The sequence below is a fragment of the Halorubrum trapanicum genome (genome assembly GCF_017873555.1).
GTDB lineage: Archaea > Halobacteriota > Halobacteria > Halobacteriales > Haloferacaceae > Halorubrum > Halorubrum trapanicum.
Genome location: NZ_JAGGKE010000013.1, coordinates 27,110 through 47,506, shown reverse-complemented (window position 1 = coordinate 47,506; position 20,397 = coordinate 27,110). Strand labels below are relative to the sequence as shown.

Genomic DNA, 20,397 nt, shown 5'->3' with positions numbered 1-20,397 from the left:
CTAACAGTAAGAGAATAAAAGGATTTACCATCTAACCCTTAAAGGTATGCGGAGAGATACATAACATGGATACACTATCGTCAGAATTCGTTACAGGCACCTGTCGATACCCGATTTCCGTGGTTCACCGTCCGTCCACATTCTCGAGTAATGACTACCCAACCGACCCCCCAGCATCAAGAACCCACTAATAGCGATCCACACCAGAAACATCAGTCAACGTGGGGTATCGTCGCCGGCGCGAGCCTCATCTCGACAGGGTTGGCAGCCTACGAGATTGTGCCCGCGAGCGTCTCCCCGCTTATTCGTGACTCGCTGGGTATCGGGCCAACAATCGCAGGCTTCCTCGTTGGAGTCATGTTCGGTACTGCAGTGATTGCAAGCCTTCCAGTTGGTGCGGTGCTTGACCGGACAGACTCTAGAAACGTGATGGCACTCGCCGTTCTCACACTACTTGTCGCCGGAACGTGGGGATGGATCGCTGGACGGCAAGGGAACTACCGATCAGTGATTGCGTCGCGAGCGCTTGGGGGGGTCGCCTACGTCGTCGTGTGGAACGCTGGCATCGATATCGTGAGTCGAGCAGCGACTAGCGGGAATCGAGCAACCGCTGTCGGCATTTTCACCGCAAGTGGCCCGATCGGATTCGCGCTCGGTCAAGGAACCGGGCCACTCATTGCGCATCGATTCGGGTGGCCTACAATCTTTATTGCGTTCACGGGGCTCACAGTCATGGGTCTCATCGTATTCTGGCCAGCAAGTCGAGGGATCGGGACGAGTCAGGGAGATGCCCCCTCGGTTCAGGAGTTTGGTGCAGTTCTTCGGAACCGGGAGGTCTGGTCTGTCGGATTGCTCGGGTTTCTCGGCTATTCGCTGTACTTGTTCGTGAATAGCTGGGGCGCGTCGTATCTCACGACCGAGGTTGGCCTGTCACTCGCTGTGAGTGGACTCCTGGTGGCAGTGTTCCCCGCAATCGGGGTCGTCTCTAGAATCAGTAGTGGCCTCCTGTCTGACCGCGTCTTCGGTGGTCGCCGCCAACCCATCGTTTTCGGGTCCTTCGCAGCTGCTGCTCCGCTCGTATTGGTGTTCACTCAGTTTCGGTCACTTCCATTACTCGTTGCGCTCCTGCTGCTCACCGGGTTCGCGGTTCAGCTTACGCTGGGGCTGTCTTTCACGTATGTCCGGGAAGTCGTCGATTCAAGAGTCGCTGCGACAGCCGTCGCGTTCCAGACGAGTGTCGGGTTAGCGGGGGCGTTCCTTGCCCCGATTGTAGGCGGCGTTGTTGTCGACCGAGCGGGGTTCGATACGGCATTTCTACTCGCTGGAGTCGTCGCTATCTGTGGAATCGTGGTTGCATGGCGAGCTCCAGAGCCAGGTTACTCGTAGAAAGGGTTCAGCAACTGTCTTTCACGCTGTCAAGTCGTGGTACTCGGCGCTGAACAGCTGTTGGTGCTCTTCAACTGGAAAGGATTCTGCGACAGTTCGGCTCTCGGTGATGAACGTCGGTACGTCGGTGGCGCCGTTTTGACGTGTAGGTTGAAACCCTCTGAAGTTGATAGTTTTTCATCCTCAATCGCTCAGTACAGGGGACTCATGAATCGCTCAGTACAGATGAAGTATACAGCGAATCAGGACAACCGAGAAGACATTTCACTTCCCAGTCCAATCAGTCTAATATGAAGCGTCGGAACCTTCTCCAGATGAGCGGGTTGAGTCTTAGTCTTGCGATTGCCGGATGCTTTCGGGATGATTCCGATGAGAGTGAGCAGAGAGAAGTGTTCGAGGATCCAAACCCACAATTGTTCGACGGTGAAGGTCCTACGATAATTGAGGAGGTACGTAACGAAGGTGGCTTCTTTGCAGTCGAATACGAGCACGACGGCGACAGCGATTTCACTGTCGAACTGCGCTCTGAGGAGGCCTCACACTCACTCGTACTCGTAGATCGAGAGGGCGCTGTCGAAGGTCGGTGGGCAGAAGGGACATATGATGCTGAATACGTCATAGAGGTTACCGCAACCGGTGACTGGCACCTTCGTGTTGAGCAACCACGTCCCAGTCAGGAGGATGTGTTCTCTCTTCCGGCATCGCTATCCGGCGAGTGGCCAGATTACGCGTCCATATGAGTTCACTGGACAAACATCGATCAATGCAACGTATTCCGGGGAGGGCCGGTTTGTCGCTCGTATTCTCGGCCCTCACGGCAACCCTCGTAAACCCCTCTTCGAAACGGATAGCTCATTTGAAGGAGAAACGACCGAAACCTACGACGGCGCTGGGTGGGTGTATATCGAAGCGTATGATGAGTGGACACTCGAAATCAATCGATAACTTCACACTATTCAGTAACCGGCTATCTCAGACGAGAACATATCTGAAGAAAAGGATTTCAACAGAGCCACATATCCGGCTCTGTTGAACCCACATTCTTCAGAGATACGATAGGCTGAAACAGCCGGTTGGTGAGAGCTGCGTGTGTTTCGTCGCTATCCGATGACGAAGAACCCGCTCCACACGAGGATAGAGGCGAGGATCGCGGCGATGAACACTACCGCCGTAATCACCTGCGAACCCCGACGGTTGTATTGACGAGCGGCCACGATTGCCGGAATAGCAGTCACCACTACAGCAGGCACCACCGTATAAATCACTGTACTGGGAATGAATTGGTCGAGTCCGATGGTATCGAAGACGATCAGTGAGACGAATTGTACGGGCAGTATCGCGGCGACCGACACGATACACAGGAGGGAGAAACCGACATCACGCAATCCCACATTGAGGGTCTTGGAGGACATCGCCATATGAATAATCCATAGTGCTCCGACAAATACTTACACCCGAGAAAATCGGTCGGCTTTAGGTAGGTTAACTCCCTGTGTTGACCGCAACCGGGCCAGAATATATCATTTGTTGAGGATTTCAACAGAGCCCCAGAAGACGTCCCGAAACGTATCTCCACTGCTGTCTTCCTCGACTGCAGTCGAGAGTGCTGCTTCGAATTCGACGACTGCGTAGTGTAGGGCATCCACGTCACCGTCGGAGAAACGATCAAGCAGGTTATCGAGTTCGGCAACCTCTTTGTTCCGTTTTTGGCTTGGAGATGAGTCAGATTTAGACCTCCCCGAATCGGTCGAGGTCGAGAACGTGTCCGATTGGACATCGCCACAGTCGTGAAGTCGGAGATGAGTGAGTGTCTCGAACGACTCCCCGCAATCGTCGCACTCGTGAGCCATAGTCCGACTAGAGGCATGTGGAGGAAATGTGTTCCCCCTGGAACCGGATTGCGGAACTAATCTCTCTCCCCTAGCGAGTACCGACCTTCCCCAATCTCGATGTCTCTTATCGAGATGGACGAGGACTTCTGCGTGTCCGAGTCAGTATCTCGTAGTGGCTTCGACTCCCGAGTCTCGTCGAACGATCTTTCGACGTATCGCTCAGCGATCGTACGTTGAGTGGCCGGCGTATGATTCGACACCACTGTATGACCGAACGTCGCTCGCGGGACTGGAATCAGATGTTCGGACGATTTCGGAGACGTGGTTCTGCCACGAGTGCCACAACTCGGTCGAAAAGTTCGTCTGTTCGCTGCCGCTCGCTTACTTCAAATTCGAGACCCATGACCGCTATGCGGGATCGACGAGCTACGAGATGGACACCCTCTTTCGAGTGTTCATGTTGAAAGAACTCCACGGATGGGACCACGAGACAGCACTCGTCGAATTCCTCGAGTGCCACCCTGAATTGCGTGAGCAACTCGGACTCGAGAGCGTTCCGAATCAGTCGACGCTCTGGCGTAGCTGGCACGAGCGCTTCACGGGTGAGTTACGCGAGACGGTTGAGACGGCTGCCCGGACGGCCCTGATCAATGCCCAAAACGCGGGTGTGAGCGTTCCGCGTGACCCGGACAGGACGCTCCCTCAGCGAGGAGACAGTACCGGAGACTCCGATCCGGACGAGCAGACCGTGCTGGAACAGGCGGGAACGATCACGGATCACGTCAGTCGCGTTGTCTTCCCGGCGTTCTCGATGGATCGCGGAGAGGGCTGTGAGATCCACGAGAATGCCTACTGGGACTTACAGACCTATCTCGGCCTCCGCGAGAACTTAGCTGCCAATGAGGGGGCTCGGAGCTTCATCTACGAGTCGACGCGTAGTCGGACACCTCTGGGGCACGCCCATCGTGATCAGATTCGTGACCTCTCGATAGCGGAGATTCGTGAGATGTACCGTCAGGCCGTGAAACGGCTATTGGATGAAGTCGCGGAGACAGAGCAGTTCTTCCGAGCCGGAATCGTGGCCATCGACATCACTGAAGCTGAGCCCTTCACCGGTGATAGAACAGGTCACGAGGATGAGATCATCGGGACAAAAGAGAAGACCGACGAATACGCCTATCAGTGGGCGACCGTCCAGCTCGTCGGTAATGCGGTCCCGATTGTCTTAGACGCAAGGCCGGTGCGGCGTGGCGAGAGTCGGCTGGAAATTGTCGAGGATCTACTTGACTCGGCTGAGGACCTCGTCCACGTCGACAGCGTGCTGATGGACAGAGAATTCGACAGCCAACACGTCTTGGAGATGATTAGCCAACGCGGGCTCACGTACGTCGTCCCAAAGCGGATGCACACGAGCGAGAGAGCCCAGGCGAAACGACTCTTGAAGAGTGAGACAGATCGATACGTGAACGACCGTAAGCTCCACTTGGGCAAGAATGAGTGGCACCAGACGACGCTCGTGTACCGTCGAAACGAGAATTCTGAACACACTGACCACCGGCAGTATTCGGTGTTCATGTGCAACGGTAATGTGGGACTGCTGAGTGAGTACGGCTATCGCTGGGAGATCGAGAGCGGCTACCGGAGCATTAAGCGGTTCATGGCCGCGACAACCTCGAAGAACTTCGTACTGCGATTCTTCTACTTCGCGTTCGCCTGTCTGCTGTACTCAATCTGGCGGGCCGTCGACCTCCTCGTGCAAGTCGAGTTGACGGGTGAGTACGAGCATTCCCCGATTGTGACTGCGGACAATACGCTCACACTGTTGAAGAAGGAAACTGGAGTCGGGTAATCGGCGATATTGAGCCAGTGAGAACAGGAGTAACGAGCGGCAGCGCTGTTCTGATCTCTTCAAATACGCAGTTCTAGTTGGGATACTAACTGGAAGTGGTGTCCCGGCCCGAGTGTGAACCGTGTCAAGTTCGGTGGTTCGGCTGATATCGTGCATACCAGCGGTGCTATAGCCGCCGTAGTCTCAACTTCCCCGCCCACGAATTGGTATAGCCATATGAAGTTTATATATCTCCGAATAGCGGAATTGTAGGCTGAGACCGCTGAATTTGGCTAGTACGCCCAAAACAACAACTGGACGTGATTAGTATAGTAATCACGACCAGTTTGAAGTACCCCGCCGCCGTCGGTGAAGCACGAATGCTGCAACCGCCTCACGACGGCGCTTCCCCCGGGGTAGAACTGCCAAGAACGGGGTTTGAGATTTCTCTGACTCTCCTCAGCCGAGGTCGAGGCGATGGCGAAGAAACGCATTCGATATAGAACTAATGACCTCAACCTATATTAAGATAAAGCGCGAACGTTGTTGTATGTCCGAAGACGAATCGAACTCCGAGGGCCTGATGGAACGCCAGACCACGGGTGAAGACCGCGTGAGGATGACCGCCCGGCAGCTTTCGGAGCCTCAGACGGCGAACTGGATCGCCTCGGAAGCGGGCTGGTCACACGAGCCGACCAAACGCGTCCTCGATCGGCTCGTCGACGATGGCATCCTCCACCGTGACGAAAGCGGGACTCACACCACGTATTACCCTGATTACCGCCGCCAAGCAATGCAGGAGGCGATGCGGCTTCGAGACAGCGGGCACACTGTCGAGGAACTCACGGACCGTCTCGCCGATATGAAGACGCAGATTCGCGACTGGGAGAATGAATTCGAGGTCGAGTCACCGAACCAGCTTCGCGGGACGCTCGCTGACGAGTCTCTTGACGCTGAGGAGGAAGATCGTCGCCGTGAGATTGCCCGCGAGTGGGAGCACCTTCAGCGGCGTATCCAGATCGTTGGCTTCGCCATCCGCGAATGGGACTTCCTCGCTCCGACGACAGAGCCCGCTGAGGCCAGCAGCTAACGAATGTCGGTCCCGCATCCAGGTGGTGATCCGAACGCGAACCTCTACACCCAATTGAAGCGGGACGTCCTCGACCGTGTTCCCCAGATCACGGCCGTCGAGTACGTTCCTGACGATATCGAGGCCAAGCAGCTGCGGGCGATTTTCGATCCGGCCCGTCTGGATCCCCCGACAGGCCCTGATTCGCCGGAGCTGACCGTCAAGTGGTATCGGCAGGACCCTCACGATTGGTTCCGTATCAACTACACCGACCCGAACACGGGCTTTCACGCCGGCTGGCACCAGGACGAGGACCATCCCGATCTCGGACGGGCGCATTTCCAGTACTCAGTCGCCGATACGGAGGATCGCTGGGAGATTACATTCGAACACGAGACCCCTTCCCTGGTTCTCTGGGAAATCGTCGAAGAGCTCCTCGAGGACGTCCGTCCGACCTACCAGTACGCGAACGAGGAACCATGACACCCCGAGAACGCGCCGATCAGTCACTCAAGAATTTCTTCGAGCGCTACCTCCAGGATAAGGGGAAAGGCCGCGGTGGCGACGGCGGGAACTACCGACGTAACGCTGCACGCGAGCTCGAGCGGTTCGCCGAGTGGGCCGCCGGCGACCGCGGCGCCGACGACTGGACCGGGATCGTATCCGACGACGTCGACCAGGAGCCCACCTTCGAAGACCTCGATGAACGCGTCTTCCGGGAGTACGCCCGGCATCTCGCCGGCGATCGCGGGCTCAAACAGAATACCGTACAAACCTATTATCGCTATATCTCCGCGTGGTGCGGGTGGTGCGTCAACGAGGGATATCTCGAAGCCCATTACGCGCAGCGGGCGAGTGCGATGGCGCCGCTGCCGGAGGACGACGGTCGCAAGCCCGGTGATCAGCAGGCCTGGACGTCCGAGCAGCGCCACGCCCTGACCCGGTACGTCGACGAGCGAGCCCGTGACGCCATCGAGACGTTCACCACACTCCCGGGGGATACTGACCCTCTTGACAGACAGCGAGCGCGCTACGCGGCGCTGAAGGCGGCTCGTGACCGGGCGCTGGTGTTCGTTCTCGCGTACACCGCTGTCCGCGTCGGGGAACTGCTCCGGGATCCGAACGACCCACGCCGGCGCGGCGTCCGGTGGGAGGAAATTTCGCTCGACGACGGTAGTATGGATGTCTACCGGAAGAAGCAGCAATGGGACGCCGCCAGTCTCCCCGACCCAGTAATCTCTCCACTGCGGAGCTATCGAAGGCTGATGGACCCACCGACGGAACGCTGGCCGGTGTTCCCGACGTTCGACCAACGGACGCTCGCAGGACTCATCCAGGATGAGCTAGCCGAACGAGGGGAACTCCCGGAAGCAATTACTGAGCGCCGTGAAGAATACGCTCGCGATCTACTGCTGGCGCTCGATGAGGACATTCGGCCGCCGTCGATTACGACGGACGGCGCACGGACGATTCTCCAACGGCTCTCGGAGGCCGCAGAGGTCGATATCGACCACCCGAAACACGATTATCTCGCGCCCCACGGTGGTCGACGTGGAATGGGCGAGGTACTTGTCCGCGCGTTTGGGTACACGGTGGCGGCCCGGTATCTCGATAACTCCGAAGAGATGGTTCGAGAACGGTATTCACATATCGAGGCAGGGGAGTTAGGTGATGTTGCTACAGAAGCTCTGGAAGAGGTCGATTCGACTGAGCGCTAACTATACTAATCACTTTTCGATGAGATGCCTAAACGCGGAGAGTGTATTTTTCCCCTCCTCGGTAAGATCTACGTCCGTCCTTCGCCCCACGTCTTTGGTTTCAACGAAGCCCTTCTCGGTTATCATTCAGTGGATCACAGTCTCGTCGACCGCAACGTGATCCGGATTTACCCCATCGAGCGACTGGAGATCTGTCTTCAGTACCCAGTTGTGGATGGTTGACGGACAACGGTTGACCTCACCGTATGTTGTATAAAAACAATTTCCTATATTCACTTAAGCTAAATAGGGCACATACCGAGCTTCATCGCAGGTTTGGGTATTGCCTCGCGCTCCAGAAAATCTAACTCGAAGCAGTCGCTATCTCCTCGAGGCGTGCGATTTCGAGGAACCCGTAATCTCGGCAGGTTCATCATGGAAGACAGGGCTAACCAGCTGGATGAGAAACGTCGGTGCGAGGAACGTCGAAAGGAGTACTGTCACGTCTACAGCTCTGTTCGCGACGATCACCACGCGCAGTATTAGGAGGATCCACTCAGGGGCAACCCCGGAGCTCTCCTGTGCTTTCTCAAGTGTCTTTCGGACATCCACTCTTCGTATCACTTTCCGGAATTTCACTGCCAATTCTTTGGTGGACAGTGTCCGACCGACCGTCTACATAACCCTGCGATAGGCGCATCGTGGAAGTATAGATTCAGTCCTTTCAAAAGACCCCGAGGATGAACCCGATCCCCATCACGATGAGGATCGCTGCCGTAAATGTAGGGAGGTACTCGACATATCCTTCGAGCCGCTCTTCGTACCGCTCATAGCCGGCCACAAGCAGGAGAGTCACTCCGACGAGGGAGACGATGACGGCGAGCGAGTAGAGAAGCATCAACTCGAGACAGTATGCCGAGCCGGTACAGATGGCAATAATGTCAAACTCTTCGTTGTGTGTGAAGCCAAGCGCAAACGCGAGTGCAACCATCCCGTAGAGGCCACGCTCGGGCGTTTCGTCGACGCGACCGTGCGAGTGGTCGTGGCTGGACTCACCGACGAATGGGAGGGCGCGTCGAATGCGAGCCCCCCACGTGGACGTCTCTTCAGTGCGATGTGTGTGCTCGTGGTCGTCCGCGTGATCATGGGCGTGCTTATCTTCCTCTTCTTCTCCGTCGTGATTAAATCCAGTACCGTGGTCATGCCCGTTGAAATACTGCCAGATTCCGAGCCCGATAAGTAGCGCGCCCGCCACGTAATTCATCCAGCTGAGTTGTGTGAGCCCGAAGTACGAAAGCGCCCAGAAGTAGACCACCACCATCGCTATACTACTGATGAGGTGGCCGATCCCGAGGATGAGACTCGATGCAGCGCCGTAGAACCACTTGTTCGGTTTGTCGAGTGCATAGCTCGCCGCGATTGCCCACCCGTGGCCCGGGGCGAGCCCGTGAGAGAGCCCGAGCACACTCGCCCCGAGTGCAAGACCAAGTACTCCAGTCACCATATAGAAGAATACGAGACTGACGGACTGATAGGGGTTGTTATGGCCGATTCGGGGATCCCGTAATAATGAGTTTCATAGGCGTCCCCGGCTAACATTCCCTTAATGCGAACCAGCCTGAATATTCCCGGAGAAATTCTCGAGTCGTTCGACGAAACGTGGCAAGACGAAGGACTCGAATCGCGCTCGCGTGCTGTTCGGGAGGCGATCCAAGAGTATATAGAGCGTCATACCACCCTCGAAGGGCTTGACGGGACCGCAGTCGCTGCGCTCGCCTTCGACTACGAGCACACGCTCGTCATCGGGGATCTCCACACTGTCCAACACGAGTTTGATGATATCATCGGGACGACTCAGCATATGCATCATGGCGAGTGGTGTCTCGAAACAATCTTCTGTGAGGGGTCAGCTGGACGGATTCGCGAACTCGTCTACCAGCTTCGCGATTTCGACGCTGTGGGGAGAGTCAACGTAATGTTCCTTCAGCCGGACCACGATAATCAGACGGCCGACTGATTACACACCAGGAGTGTGGCGTATCTCTGTATTCGTGCGTTGGTCGTGGAGCTGGTCTCCGGATCCGTCAGACTCGACGGGTGAGCCGTCCTCGTCGGCGTCCTTCCACTCGTCCGTTCCTGCCGGATCAAGATGGACGTGTGCGTCGCCGACGGCGGGGAGATCTCGAAGCCTGTCGATAAGCACTGTTTCGATTTCGTGGGCAGTGCGAAGTGTGTAGTCTCCGGGAACCTCGACGTGGAGTTCAACTTCGAGATTAGCCCCCATATAGTAGACGGCAGTGTCGTGGACACCTTCGACGGCAGGGTGTTCACGAACGCAGTCTTCGACGCACTGTTGGACGCCGGCTGGCGGGGCTGCGCCAGACAGATACGTGACGTTCGCCCAGCAGATGACGGTCGTGTTAACTTAGACAGGCTGTGTTGAATCGCTGTAAGGCGTAGTGATTCACTGTTTAACGAAGCGCTTGATGTTATAGACGACACACATCAGAGCGATTTCTCGGAACTCACGAAACTACGTCTGCGCTCGCACGGCGAAGCCGAGCGAGCGCTTCACAGCCGAGTTCACGGTTTCGGTCATAGAGCGCTGATTGTAGCTGTTATCGTCAATTCTGGCGTTGTGTGCGTGGTCGTACGGAGCGAAGATACGGTGCTTGATCAGCGGTCTGATCCCGAGGTCGCGTAATCCTTCACGAAGCGATTGCTTGTCATAGCCTTTATCGGCCGCAAGAGACCGCAGATCGCCCGCGTTCCGGCGGGCGATCTGCTCAGCAAGGTCTGCGTCGCTTCCTTCCCGGTTCGTTGAGCAGTGAACGTCAAGGACGGCTTAAGACGCTGTATCGACTAATTTCGTGACTTTGAGCTTTTGAACGCGGTAGCTAATTCGCTGGCAGTAGTGGCGGCTCGCTGCTGAGCGTTCGTAGAACGTGGCGTCGATCGCGGCGTGTTCAGAGAGATCGTGCAGCTGCGCCGACTGGCGCAGCAGCACTCGACACACGCTCATACTGATCCGGTCGAACGCCTTACACAACGTGGACGGCGCTGGGAGATCGGCCGCGTTGAGGCCGATCTCTCCGGTTATTTGTGGCATTTCTTTGAGCAGGTCGATCGTAATGCGGTACGATGAATCGAGGTAAATCCGCAGACAGTGAAGGGAAACGAGTGCATAGTCGGCGAATCCGCCGCCGCCTTCCGGGGCGGCAGATTCGCCTCCATCGCCAGTAACTCTTTGAGCAACCGGCACAACTTCCCCGATGAAGCGGGAGATTTGTGTCACAGGCAACCGGATCTTCCCGCTTCAACTCCTTTGATTTAGTGGCCTACCCCGCTGCTGTATGGTGATTCAACACAGTCAAATACGGTGACTCCGCCGCTGTCCTCAGAAGAGGTAGAACAGCGGGAAGATGAACACCCAGACGATGTCGACGAAGTGCCAGTAGAGGCCGAAGTACTCGATCGGCCGCTCGTCCTCTAAGTAGTGCCCCTGATACGCCCTGACGAACAGGAAGATGGCGATCACGAGGCCGATAACTACGTGGATCCCGTGGAGCCCCGTCGTCACGTAATAGATCGACGCCTGGATTGGGTCACCGTGGGCGTTCGCCGAAATCGTCACGCCCCGCTCGAAGATCTCTTTGTTCCACTCCCAGAGCTTGATACCCAGGAATGTGAACCCAAGCACTATCGTTGCGCCGAGTGACGCAAGCAGGCCCTGCCGGCTCTTCCGGCGAGCAGCGACCAGCGCCAAGATCACGGTGAACGATGAGGTGAGCAGCACGAACGTGTTGATCAGTCCCGGTAGTGGTTCGGCCAGTGGCTCCCACGTCATCCAGCCGGCGTTGTACCGGACGAAGATGGCCGCGGAGAGGAACGCGCCAAAGACGATCACGTCCGACGCGATGAAGAACCACATCCCCAGCTTGACTTTCTCGACACCTTCGAACGGCCACCGTTCGGCGAACTCGGTCGGTGGGGCATAGAAGTCCTCGAGGCTCCACTTCACCCCGGTCCAGACGAGTCCGACCAATCCGACAACGATGAGTATCGGGTATACCGGATTCGAGATCGTCACGCTCGTCGATGCGAGCGACTCGCCGACCTCGAAGACAACGTTATCGCGGAATCCGGTAAGCCCGAGGAACAACACACCAACTGCAAACGAGAGTGTGAGCGGCCATATGCTTGCGTGGCTCGGGTGCTTGTCCCAGTACGGGTACTCCTTGATGTGCTCGGAGTGGGTGTCACCACCGTCAGTCGCCCCGTTCCCGTTGGCGTCGGTCTTCACTGCCGGACCTCTGTCGGGCACATAATCCTTCACGAATTCGAGCTTGCCGGACGCGTAGGACGGCCGGTTTGGCCAGTTCTGGAGCGGCGGCGGTGAAGAGATGGCCCACTCGGCAGTCCGCGAGTAGTCCCACGGGTTGTCGCCGGCGGGCTCGCCGGAAACGTACGACTTCGCGAAGTTGTAGAACATGATGAAGAAGGAGAATCCGAGTACGAATGCACCGATCGTCCCGAACTGGTGATAGATCTGGAGTTCGGGGTTGTACTCGAAGACACGGCGCGGCGTCTCCCAGCCGAGGAACATCGAGAAGTAGACGGCGTTAAACCCGATGAAGAACAGCACGAAATGGATCTTCCCGAGGAGTTCATCGTACATCTTCCCGGTTATTTTCGGGAACCAGTAGTACGCAGCGCCGATCAGGGCTGTCGCCCCCCCGAACATCACGTAGTGGAAGTGCGCGACCACCCAGTAGGTGCCACGGAACTCGTAGTCGAGGACGATGGCGCCGAGGAACACTCCGGTGATGCCGCCGAGGATGAACAATAGTAGCGCCCCGAACGCGAAGAGGAACGGTGTCGTGAACTGTATTCGTCCCTTGATGAGCGTGTAGATCAGCGAGAACACGATCAGGTCGAAGGGTAAGGAGATCCCGATAGTGGTCGCCATCATCAGCGTCTTGATCTCCAGGTTGATCGTCGTCAGGAACATGTGATGCATCCATACGAGGAACGACTGGACGGAGACAAGACAGATGGCGATGATCACCCACTTCCGTCCGACGAGCCGGCGCCCTGAGAACGTCTGGAACAGCTCCAACATCGCACCGAGAGCCGGGAAGAAGACGATGTACACCTCCGGATGGCCGAAGAACCAGAACAGGTGGCCCCATAGCAGGGACCCGCCCTCTGTTGCGGAGAAGTACACCGACCCAAGCACGCGGTCGGACGCGAGGATGAGTCCCGCAGCGAGCAATGCAGCGAACGCGAACAGCATCATCCACACGGTCGCGAGGATGGTCCAGGTAAACATCGGCATATCCATGATCCCCATTCCTTCGGCACGCGAGTGATGAATAGACACGAGGAAATTCACCGACGAGGCGGTGACTCCGATGGTGAACATCGCGAGTGCCAGTATCGCTCCCGTTGAGCCGATACTCGGTGTGTACGCGGGTATGTTGAGCGGAGCGTATATCGTCCAGCCAGCGCTCAGCGTGCCGCCCTGGAAGAAGCTGATTGACAACAGTACGCCGGAGAACAGGTACATCCAATAGGAGAGCGCGTTAAGCCGTGGGAACGCAAGGTCGTCGGCACCGATCTGGAGCGGCACGAAGTAGTTTGCAAAGCCGAAGGCAAACGGGGAGAGGAACCAGAACACCATTATCAGTCCGTGGGCCGTGACGGCCTCGTTGTACGCGAGCCCAGACAGGATCTGATTCATCGGGTCCCAGAGCTGGACACGGATCAGCAGCGCAAGGACACCGCCGAACAGTAGGAAGAACAGGGCAGTAATCGTGTATAGGATGCCGATGTCCTTGTGGTTGGTCGTGACGAGCCATCGTTTGACGGAAGTCGTTGGCGGGAGTTCGCTCATGCGGGGGCACCTCGAATGACTGCGTTGTCAACGCTGGAGGCATTTCCGGCGCCAGCGCTGTCGACACTAGAAGTGTTTTCACCTTGGGTTCCAGCATACCATTCTTCCCACTCGTCTTGCGGGAGCACCGTGATTTGACCAGTCATCGCAGAGTGGCCCGCGCCGCAGAGTTCGAAGCACTCGACTCGGTAAGTTGCTTCGCCACCCTGTGCTTCAACGTCCTCGGAACTCACGGAGAACCAGGTACTACTGTACTCTCCGGGGATGGCGTCGGATTTTATCCGTAACTCCGACGAGCCGAAGTTGTGCCACACGTCGCGTGAAGTCACGTTGAGGTCGATCCGCTGATCGGCCGGAACGATCATCTCGCCCCTCGTGGAGTAACCGTTCGGATAGATGTACTCCCAACCGAACTGGTACCCCTCGACGGTGATTTCGATATTCCCCGCGTCGCTCGTGTCTGGACCCTCTTCGACGTAGAGGAGGAGTCCGTACGCGTACACGACAAGGCTGATGACGACGATCGCGCTCAATCCGAACGACAGGAAGAGCTTCTTCGCTTTCGGACCGCCCTGTCCGGTCGGGAGTTCACCGACGATCGGCGCGTCAAAGTCCTCCTTCGGTTCACTGCCGTCGTCGCGATATTTGAACACGTTCCACAGCGTGTACGCGACGACGATTGTGCCGACGAGCGTACCGAGCGCGAGGAAGACGAAGAAGATCTCGTCGAAGACCTCCGCCTGCGCGCGCCAGTCGCTCCCCTGTTGCAGGATAATTGGATCTATCATGTTTGCCTTTCGACTCTTGCGCGCCCCTTCACGAGGGTACACTTATTATTTTGTATCGTCCGGCTAGAATGGCCGCACCGAACTCTCGGACGAGACGTTACGGCGACGCCGACAGAGCAAGATTGTAACAGACGATTTGCGCAATCAGACACGCATCCGAAACCGAGACAGATACCCTTCCGTCGCGCGTTCGATATGACTGTATTCCAGCTCATGAACGACGTTCCAACTGTATCAACGACCACCATTTCGACGCGGTCGCCATCGACGAGAGCCTCCACGTGTCTCCTTCTCTCCCCCTCGGTTTTGCGCTCGTGGGATCTTCTGCAGTTGAGACTAATTCACTCGCTACATATGGACCAGAAATGGCCAGTGACTGTCTCACGTTGTCACAAAATTGTCTATTGTATTCCCAATCTATCTCTTTAGTGTCATTACAATAAGCAACATCCTTAGGATGGCTCCCGACACAGACGCAACAGAATGGATTTCGTCGAGAAGTACCAGAGTGTATTCGTTATTATTGCGATTCTGAGTGGGTTAGTGCTCGGTCAGATCGCTGGTGTTCCGCCGATTGCGGACTCACTCATTCTCCCGTTCTTGATGGTGATGCTGTTCGCCGCGTTCACCGGAATCCCACTCTCTCGCCTCCGGGCAGCGTTCGGAAATCGTCGTGTAGTCGGGTCTAGTCTTCTGGTCAATTTCATCTGGAGTCCGCTGTTAGCGGTGGCACTCGGCGCGGTTTTCCTTCGAGATCACCCTGCCCTGTGGGTCGGACTCATCATGCTGATGGTGACACCATGTACGGATTGGTATCTCATTTTCACCGATATTGCGGACGGAGATGTTCCGCTGGCTACCTCTATTCTCCCGTACAACCTCGTTCTCCAGTTGATACTGCTTCCACTCTACTTGTACGTCTTCGCGGGCGAACTGGTCGCGTTACCGATGGAGCTGCTGATCGAAAGCGTCGTTCTCGTACTCGTCGTCCCGCTTGTGGTTGGTGGACTTGCTCGGTGGGCATTGACCCGACAAAAGGGGACGCAGTGGTTCAAGCAGCACTTCCTGCCGAAATTGAGTCCGCTCCAGATTATTTTCCTCAGTCTCGCCATCGGCGCAATGTTCGCTTCGCAGGGGGAGCTAATCCTCGAAAACCCCGGATTACTTGCTCTTCTCGCGGTTCCCGTTCTCGTCTTCTATGCGATCAATCTCGGCATCGGGTTTGGCGTCGGACAAGTACTCTCGTTCTCCTACAAGGAGATGGTCTGTTTCAACAACACGATCCTCTCACGGAACTCACCGACGGCCCTCGCAATTGCCGTCGTCGCGTTCCCGAACGAGCCGCTCATCCCGCTCGCACTGGTTATTGGGCCGCTGTTGGAACTTCCGCTGTTAGGCTTCATTGCACAAATCCATTTGGCGATCCGAAACCGCGAGTGGTGGCCGTTTGATCCAGCAACGGTGTTTAGCAGAGACTGAATGAAGACTGGCAAGAATCATTACTCCCTGATCCTGAGCGGTCTGTGAATCATATGTCTTGACCACTCAGAGTGATCGGTCGATGTTGTGACTGAGACAAGCGATGGTGAGTTCACGGAACTGCTTCCACCATCGTCGTGAGCGGACGAACGCACCGTACTTCCGCTTGAGCGTAGAGTTGACTGTCTCGGATTGACTCCGCTGGCCATAGAGATCAGCATCTAAGCGCGCGTTCCATGCCTTATGGAGCGATGTGAACTCACGATGCTTGATCAGTGGACGAACCTCGTGTTGACGAGCAAGCCGCCTGATCTTCTGGTCGTCGTAGCCCTTGTCACCGAGCAGAATGTCGATATTCTCGGGATTGCGTTTGATCAGTGACGGCGCAACCTGGCTATCGTGTTTCCGGGTCGTCGTCACGTGTAAATCTAGGATTGCGTTCACCTTCGCATCGACCAGCAGCGTCACTTTGAGCTGCTGAATCGTGAGCTCGGCGCGTTTCGTGTAGTGTTTCGAAGCGTGACTGCGGTCGAACCCTGATGCATCAACTCCAACAACTCCGCTCGTCGGAAGTAGCGTCGCTGAGAGAGTCAATATGATACGCCATACGGTCATATCAAGTCGATTGAACGCCTTACAGAGCGTTGAAGGAGTAGGAAGTTCAGCTAATCCAAGAGCTCGACGGATGCGTGGCATCTCGATCAGTTCGTCAAGCAAGCCACGGTAGGTTGTGTTCTTTTGAACTTTGAGACACAACAGAACAACGTGTTGGGGAAGTGTATAGCGGTGTTTAGAAAATTTCGAGGAGTATCGGGAGACCGCTCGACGCGCCAGATGGATCGCCTTCTCAGCAAAACGGAGAATCTGCGACTTCGGGAGGGCCTTCATTTCGTCGAATTACAGGCTAAACATGTAACTCTTTGAGGATTTCAACAGAGCCGCGGCGCTGTATCCCCTCCTTACTCGCTCCCTTCGGTCGCTCGTTGAGGAAGGGGCCATTCGTCTTTAGTTAAGCCCAGTAGTAATACTTGAGTTTAAATTATGTCTAAGAGTATTAGATGTAGTAGAAATCACGGCTGAGATTCTGTTGTTGCTGATATCGAACGACAAGCAACCCTCAAAACCGCCATTTTCCACCTATTGCCGGCACGAACGTGTCGAATCTGGATCGAATATGAAGCTACTAAGTATTACTAAGAGTATTAACTAAAGACGAATGAGGAAGGGGCCTTAGCGCCTCAATTCAGGTAATCGTCGAGAATCCGCGACTGCTCGCTGTGATGGCGATTCCCGTGATCGCCTTTTACGTGATCAACCTCGGTGTCGGATTCGCTATTGGTCGTATGCTTGATTTCTCGTACGAGGAACTCGTGTGTTTCAACAACACTATCCTGTCGCGAAACTCACCGACTGCACTCGCGATCGCCGTCGTCGCGTTCCCGAATGAACCACTCATTCCGTTGGCGCTTGTGATCGGTCCGCTCTTGGAACTGCCCCTGTTGGGGATCATCGCTCAAGTACACATAGCGATCAGCGAGCGAGGGTGGTGGTCGCATATTTCCGAGGATGCTACGTAGGTGTGGATACGACTGATTGACACAGATCCACCACAGAGAGTATCAACAACCACATAAACACGACCCACTTACCGAATCATAAGCGACAGACACCCTATCATCCGAATACGTTCTATAAAAAACATGGTTCATAGTGTCCATTCAGACCGGTGTGCTCTCAGACAGACAGCATGAACCACTCCCACTAATATATGACTGAAAAATGTTATTTGTGTGGTCGAGAGATTCAGTCTTCCACGTTCGAGGCTGATGGTGAACGCTCGTTCTGTTCGAGCGGGTGCCACGATGTACACACGACGCTTGGGGCTCCCGATTCTCTCGATGTCACCCAGACCACAACTGAGAACAAGATTGATGAGGGAGACGACACTGTTCCTCCCGATCAGTATCGTTCTCGGACGTTCCTCCGGATTGACGGCATGTACTCCGCGACGTGTGAGGCGTATCTTGAATCTCTCGCTGAGAAACAAGAGGGAGTGATCAGTGCCGAGGCGAGTTACGTCACCGAGACGATCCGAGTTGAACACGACCCAGACACTGTTTCGAAGGAGTCGCTGCGTGATGTATTGAGTACCCTCGGGTATACGGCGTATCTCCGTGAGGATGCCTCGTCAGACGTGAGCGAAACCGGTGGGACGACGCGCCGAGCACGAGAGATGGGTGGAATTCGAAAGCGTCGAGACGACCAGCTGTTGGGAATGCGATACTCCGTCGGATTCCTCTTCGGTGCGTTTCTGTTGGTCCCGTACGTCGCAATTATCTATCCCGCTCACCTTGCGTCAATATTTGACTGGCAAGCGCTCGAAATATTCGAGGGTGCCTTCCGTCTAGATAGCGAGGGAGCGTTCGTCTTCCTCCGGCTGTATTTCGTGATGACCGGCATTATTCTCCTCTTCACCGGTCTCCCGGTGTTGCGCGGCGCATACCTCAGTCTCAAAATGCGACGCCCGAACACCGACCTGTTGGTCGCGATCACCGCGATCAGCGCGTACACGTACAGTACGGCCGCTGTCATCCTCGGACAAAACGACATTTTCTACGACCTCGCGATCGTCGTCACGGCCGCAGTCACCGCGATGGTGTTCTACGAGTCGTCGATCAAGCAGCGCGCCCTTGATCGCCTCACCGAACTCACGATATCACAAGTCGAGCGCGCACGAACGTATGACTCGGACGGGAAGACTGAGGAAGTTCGCGTGGAGGACCTCAATTCAGGGGATGTCGTGCTCGTTCGACAGGGTGAACGAGTCCCAGTAGACGGTGAACTGGTCGAAGACAGCTGTACCGTCGACGAAGCGATCGTCACTGGCGAGTCGCTTCCGGTGCTAAAACGCGCCGGCAACGAGATCATTGGTGGATCGATCGTCACGGACGGCGCGGCCTTGGTTCGTGTCGGCACGGACGTGACGAGCAGTATCGATCGGATAACCACAGCCGTGTGGGACCTCCAGAGCGCGACTCACGGCGTCCAACGCCACGCCGACCAACTCGCGTCGTACGCGGTACTTCTCGTTGTCGGAGCCGCCGTTGCGATCGGTGGTGCCAGTGTAATCGCGTTCGACATGAGCATCCCGGACGCGATCCTCCTCGCACTGCTGGTCCTCCTCGCCGGTTCGCCGTGGGCCCTCGGACTTGCGACGCCGCTCTCGGTCGCGAAGAGCCTCGCAAGTGCACTCCGTCGGGGGATCATTATCTTCGACGAGACGGTGTTCGAACGACTCCGAGACATCGATACCGTTGTTTTCGACAAGACGGGGACCCTCACGACCGGAGAGATGGAGGTGATCGAAGCGGACGCTCCTGCGGACCTCCTTGACGCCGTCGCAGCGCTCGAACAACGAGCATCACATCCCGCTGCAAACGCCATCACAACGGCTTTCGCCCACAGGAATGCGACCGACCAAGGCCTTGACGATCAATCGAACTCGGACAATAACGGTAATGAGACAGAGAAAACAGGCCAGATAAGCGAGTTCACGAATCACCAGTCCGGTATCGAAGGGGTGATCGATGGAACTCCGTATCTTGTCGGAAACCTCGATCTCTTCGCGGAACAGGGGTGGACCGTGGACGACGACATCCGGTCTCGTGTCGCCGACGCTCGGGGCTTCGGTCAGCTTTCGGTCGTCGTCGGTCGCGACGGGACAGCAGAGGGGCTGATCGTCGTGGGCGATGAGCCGCGGGACGGCTGGGACGACACCATCTCTCGGCTCGGAGCACGAGACACGGACATCGTCGTCTTGACCGGTGACGACGAGGAAGCGACGGACTTCTTCAAGCAGCACGAAGCCGTGACGCACGTCTTCGCGAAGGTTCCACCGGAAGGAAAGACGGCGACGATCCGGCGACTCAAATCAGACGGTCAGGTCGCGATGATCGGGGACGGTACCAACGACGCCCCGGCACTCGCAGCCGCCGACCTCGGTATTTCGTTGGGCGGCGGCACGGCGTTAGCTGCTGACGCCGCCGATATCGCTATCGTCGACAACGACATCCGCTCCGTCGAAACCGCCTTCGACCTAGCGGGTGCGGCTCGTCGTCGCGTGAAACAGAACAACCTCCTCGCGTTCTCCTACAACGGAATCGCTCTCTTGGCGTTGGCCGTCGGGTTCTTCAATCCGCTGTCAGCAGCGATCGCAGTCATTGCCGGCGGCGGTCTAGTCGCTGTGAACACCCGACGAAAGTTGCTTCAGTAGCATGTACGAGCCAAGACGAGAACAGAGTTGAGTCGCTCGGTTGAAATCCTCAGGAGTTGATAGATTTTTCGTGCTAAATTCAGAGGATGACGGCACCGTAGAAAGGTGTATTGATGAGTTACCTGAGTTTTCTATGTGACTTCAATTGA

Annotated in this window: 16 protein-coding genes and 4 pseudogenes; 10 read left to right on the top strand and 10 right to left on the bottom strand. The window is 56.3% G+C overall.

The annotated features are described in order from the left end of the window. Positions 1-150 precede the first annotated feature (150 nt). Both J2744_RS13025 and J2744_RS13020 read left to right on the top strand, forming a co-directional pair. Positions 151-1,386 carry an MFS transporter gene (locus J2744_RS13025; RefSeq protein ID WP_210113743.1) on the top strand — a complete coding sequence of 412 codons (1,236 nt, stop codon included), beginning with the start codon at positions 151-153 and terminating at the stop codon, positions 1,384-1,386. A gap of 290 nt (positions 1,387-1,676) precedes the next feature. Beyond that, positions 1,677-2,126 carry a hypothetical protein gene (locus tag J2744_RS13020; RefSeq protein WP_210113742.1) on the top strand — a complete coding sequence of 150 codons (450 nt, stop codon included), beginning with the start codon at positions 1,677-1,679 and terminating at the stop codon, positions 2,124-2,126. Positions 2,127-2,486: 360 nt separating this feature from the next. Here J2744_RS13020 and J2744_RS13015 read toward each other — a convergent pair whose 3' ends face one another. Together J2744_RS13015 and J2744_RS13010 are read right to left on the bottom strand one after the other, a co-directional pair. Beyond that, positions 2,487-2,804 (bottom strand): hypothetical protein, encoded by a 318-nt coding sequence (locus J2744_RS13015; protein ID WP_095638108.1) that lies wholly within the window; start codon positions 2,802-2,804, stop codon positions 2,487-2,489. A gap of 102 nt (positions 2,805-2,906) precedes the next feature. Then, on the bottom strand, positions 2,907-3,236 hold the full coding sequence (locus J2744_RS13010; RefSeq protein ID WP_245203373.1) for a hypothetical protein: 330 nt from the start codon (positions 3,234-3,236) through the stop codon (positions 2,907-2,909). A gap of 154 nt (positions 3,237-3,390) precedes the next feature. On the opposite strand from J2744_RS13010, the gene J2744_RS13005 reads away from it, so the two are divergent. From J2744_RS13005 to J2744_RS12990, 4 genes are all read left to right on the top strand, one after another. Further along, positions 3,391-5,067 carry a transposase gene (locus J2744_RS13005; RefSeq protein WP_095638106.1) on the top strand — a complete coding sequence of 559 codons (1,677 nt, stop codon included), beginning with the start codon at positions 3,391-3,393 and terminating at the stop codon, positions 5,065-5,067. 487 nt (positions 5,068-5,554) lie between these two features. Further along, entirely contained in the window at positions 5,555-6,136 is a 582-nt protein-coding gene (locus J2744_RS13000) for a DUF7342 family protein (RefSeq protein WP_058365912.1), read from the top strand. A gap of 3 nt (positions 6,137-6,139) precedes the next feature. Continuing rightward, positions 6,140-6,598, top strand: coding sequence for a hypothetical protein (locus tag J2744_RS12995; protein WP_058365911.1), 459 nt, complete (start codon positions 6,140-6,142; stop codon positions 6,596-6,598). Then, positions 6,595-7,833, top strand: a complete 1,239-nt coding sequence (locus tag J2744_RS12990) for a phage integrase SAM-like domain-containing protein (RefSeq protein ID WP_144800126.1) — start codon at positions 6,595-6,597, stop codon at positions 7,831-7,833. Before J2744_RS12995 ends, J2744_RS12990 begins: the two co-directional genes overlap by 4 nt. A gap of 9 nt (positions 7,834-7,842) precedes the next feature. Here the strand turns inward: J2744_RS12990 and J2744_RS15595 are convergent, their stop codons facing one another. From J2744_RS15595 to J2744_RS12985, 3 genes and pseudogenes are all read right to left on the bottom strand, one after another. Continuing rightward, a complete protein-coding gene (locus J2744_RS15595; protein ID WP_379765143.1) occupies positions 7,843-7,959 on the bottom strand; it encodes a DUF6293 family protein in 117 nt (38 codons plus the stop codon). A gap of 6 nt (positions 7,960-7,965) precedes the next feature. Next, a pseudogene (locus J2744_RS15590) lies at positions 7,966-8,246 on the bottom strand (IS6 family transposase); the annotation flags it as partial. A 290-nt stretch (positions 8,247-8,536) separates the two neighbouring features. After that, complete coding sequence (locus tag J2744_RS12985; protein ID WP_058365910.1) at positions 8,537-9,316, bottom strand: hypothetical protein; 780 nt, start codon at positions 9,314-9,316, stop codon at positions 8,537-8,539. 102 nt (positions 9,317-9,418) lie between these two features. Here J2744_RS12985 and J2744_RS12980 point away from each other — a divergent pair, with 102 nt between their 5' ends. Beyond that, positions 9,419-9,829 carry a CopG family ribbon-helix-helix protein gene (locus J2744_RS12980; protein WP_058365909.1) on the top strand — a complete coding sequence of 137 codons (411 nt, stop codon included), beginning with the start codon at positions 9,419-9,421 and terminating at the stop codon, positions 9,827-9,829. Here J2744_RS12980 and J2744_RS12975 read toward each other — a convergent pair. The 4 genes and pseudogenes from J2744_RS12975 to coxB form a co-directional block, all read right to left on the bottom strand. Then, positions 9,830-10,210: pseudogene (locus J2744_RS12975) on the bottom strand (cation transporter dimerization domain-containing protein); the annotation flags it as partial. It abuts the gene before it with no gap. A 66-nt stretch (positions 10,211-10,276) separates the two neighbouring features. Further along, positions 10,277-11,107 (bottom strand): annotated as a pseudogene (locus tag J2744_RS12970) (IS5 family transposase). Between the two features lie 102 nt (positions 11,108-11,209). Further along, positions 11,210-13,708 (bottom strand): cbb3-type cytochrome c oxidase subunit I, encoded by a 2,499-nt coding sequence (locus J2744_RS12965; protein ID WP_144800188.1) that lies wholly within the window; start codon positions 13,706-13,708, stop codon positions 11,210-11,212. Continuing rightward, positions 13,705-14,496, bottom strand: a complete 792-nt coding sequence (gene coxB, locus J2744_RS12960) for a cytochrome c oxidase subunit II (RefSeq protein WP_058365907.1) — start codon at positions 14,494-14,496, stop codon at positions 13,705-13,707. Before coxB ends, J2744_RS12965 begins: the two co-directional genes overlap by 4 nt. 483 nt (positions 14,497-14,979) lie before the next feature. On the opposite strand from coxB, the gene J2744_RS12955 reads away from it, so the two are divergent. After that, the gene (locus tag J2744_RS12955) at positions 14,980-15,975 is read left to right on the top strand and encodes an arsenic resistance protein (protein ID WP_144800187.1); all 996 of its coding nucleotides are present in this window, start codon (positions 14,980-14,982) and stop codon (positions 15,973-15,975) included. 66 nt (positions 15,976-16,041) lie between these two features. On the opposite strand, the gene J2744_RS12950 is transcribed toward J2744_RS12955, so the two are convergent. Then, positions 16,042-16,863: an IS5 family transposase gene (locus J2744_RS12950; protein ID WP_080508277.1), complete on the bottom strand. Its 822-nt coding sequence runs from the start codon at positions 16,861-16,863 to the stop codon at positions 16,042-16,044. Between the two features lie 356 nt (positions 16,864-17,219). Between J2744_RS12950 and J2744_RS12945 the strand changes: the two are divergent. Together J2744_RS12945 and J2744_RS12940 are read left to right on the top strand one after the other, a co-directional pair. Further along, positions 17,220-17,552: pseudogene (locus tag J2744_RS12945) on the top strand (arsenic resistance protein); the annotation flags it as partial. A gap of 191 nt (positions 17,553-17,743) precedes the next feature. After that, positions 17,744-20,248 (top strand): heavy metal translocating P-type ATPase, encoded by a 2,505-nt coding sequence (locus tag J2744_RS12940; protein ID WP_058365062.1) that lies wholly within the window; start codon positions 17,744-17,746, stop codon positions 20,246-20,248. Positions 20,249-20,397 lie beyond the last annotated feature (149 nt).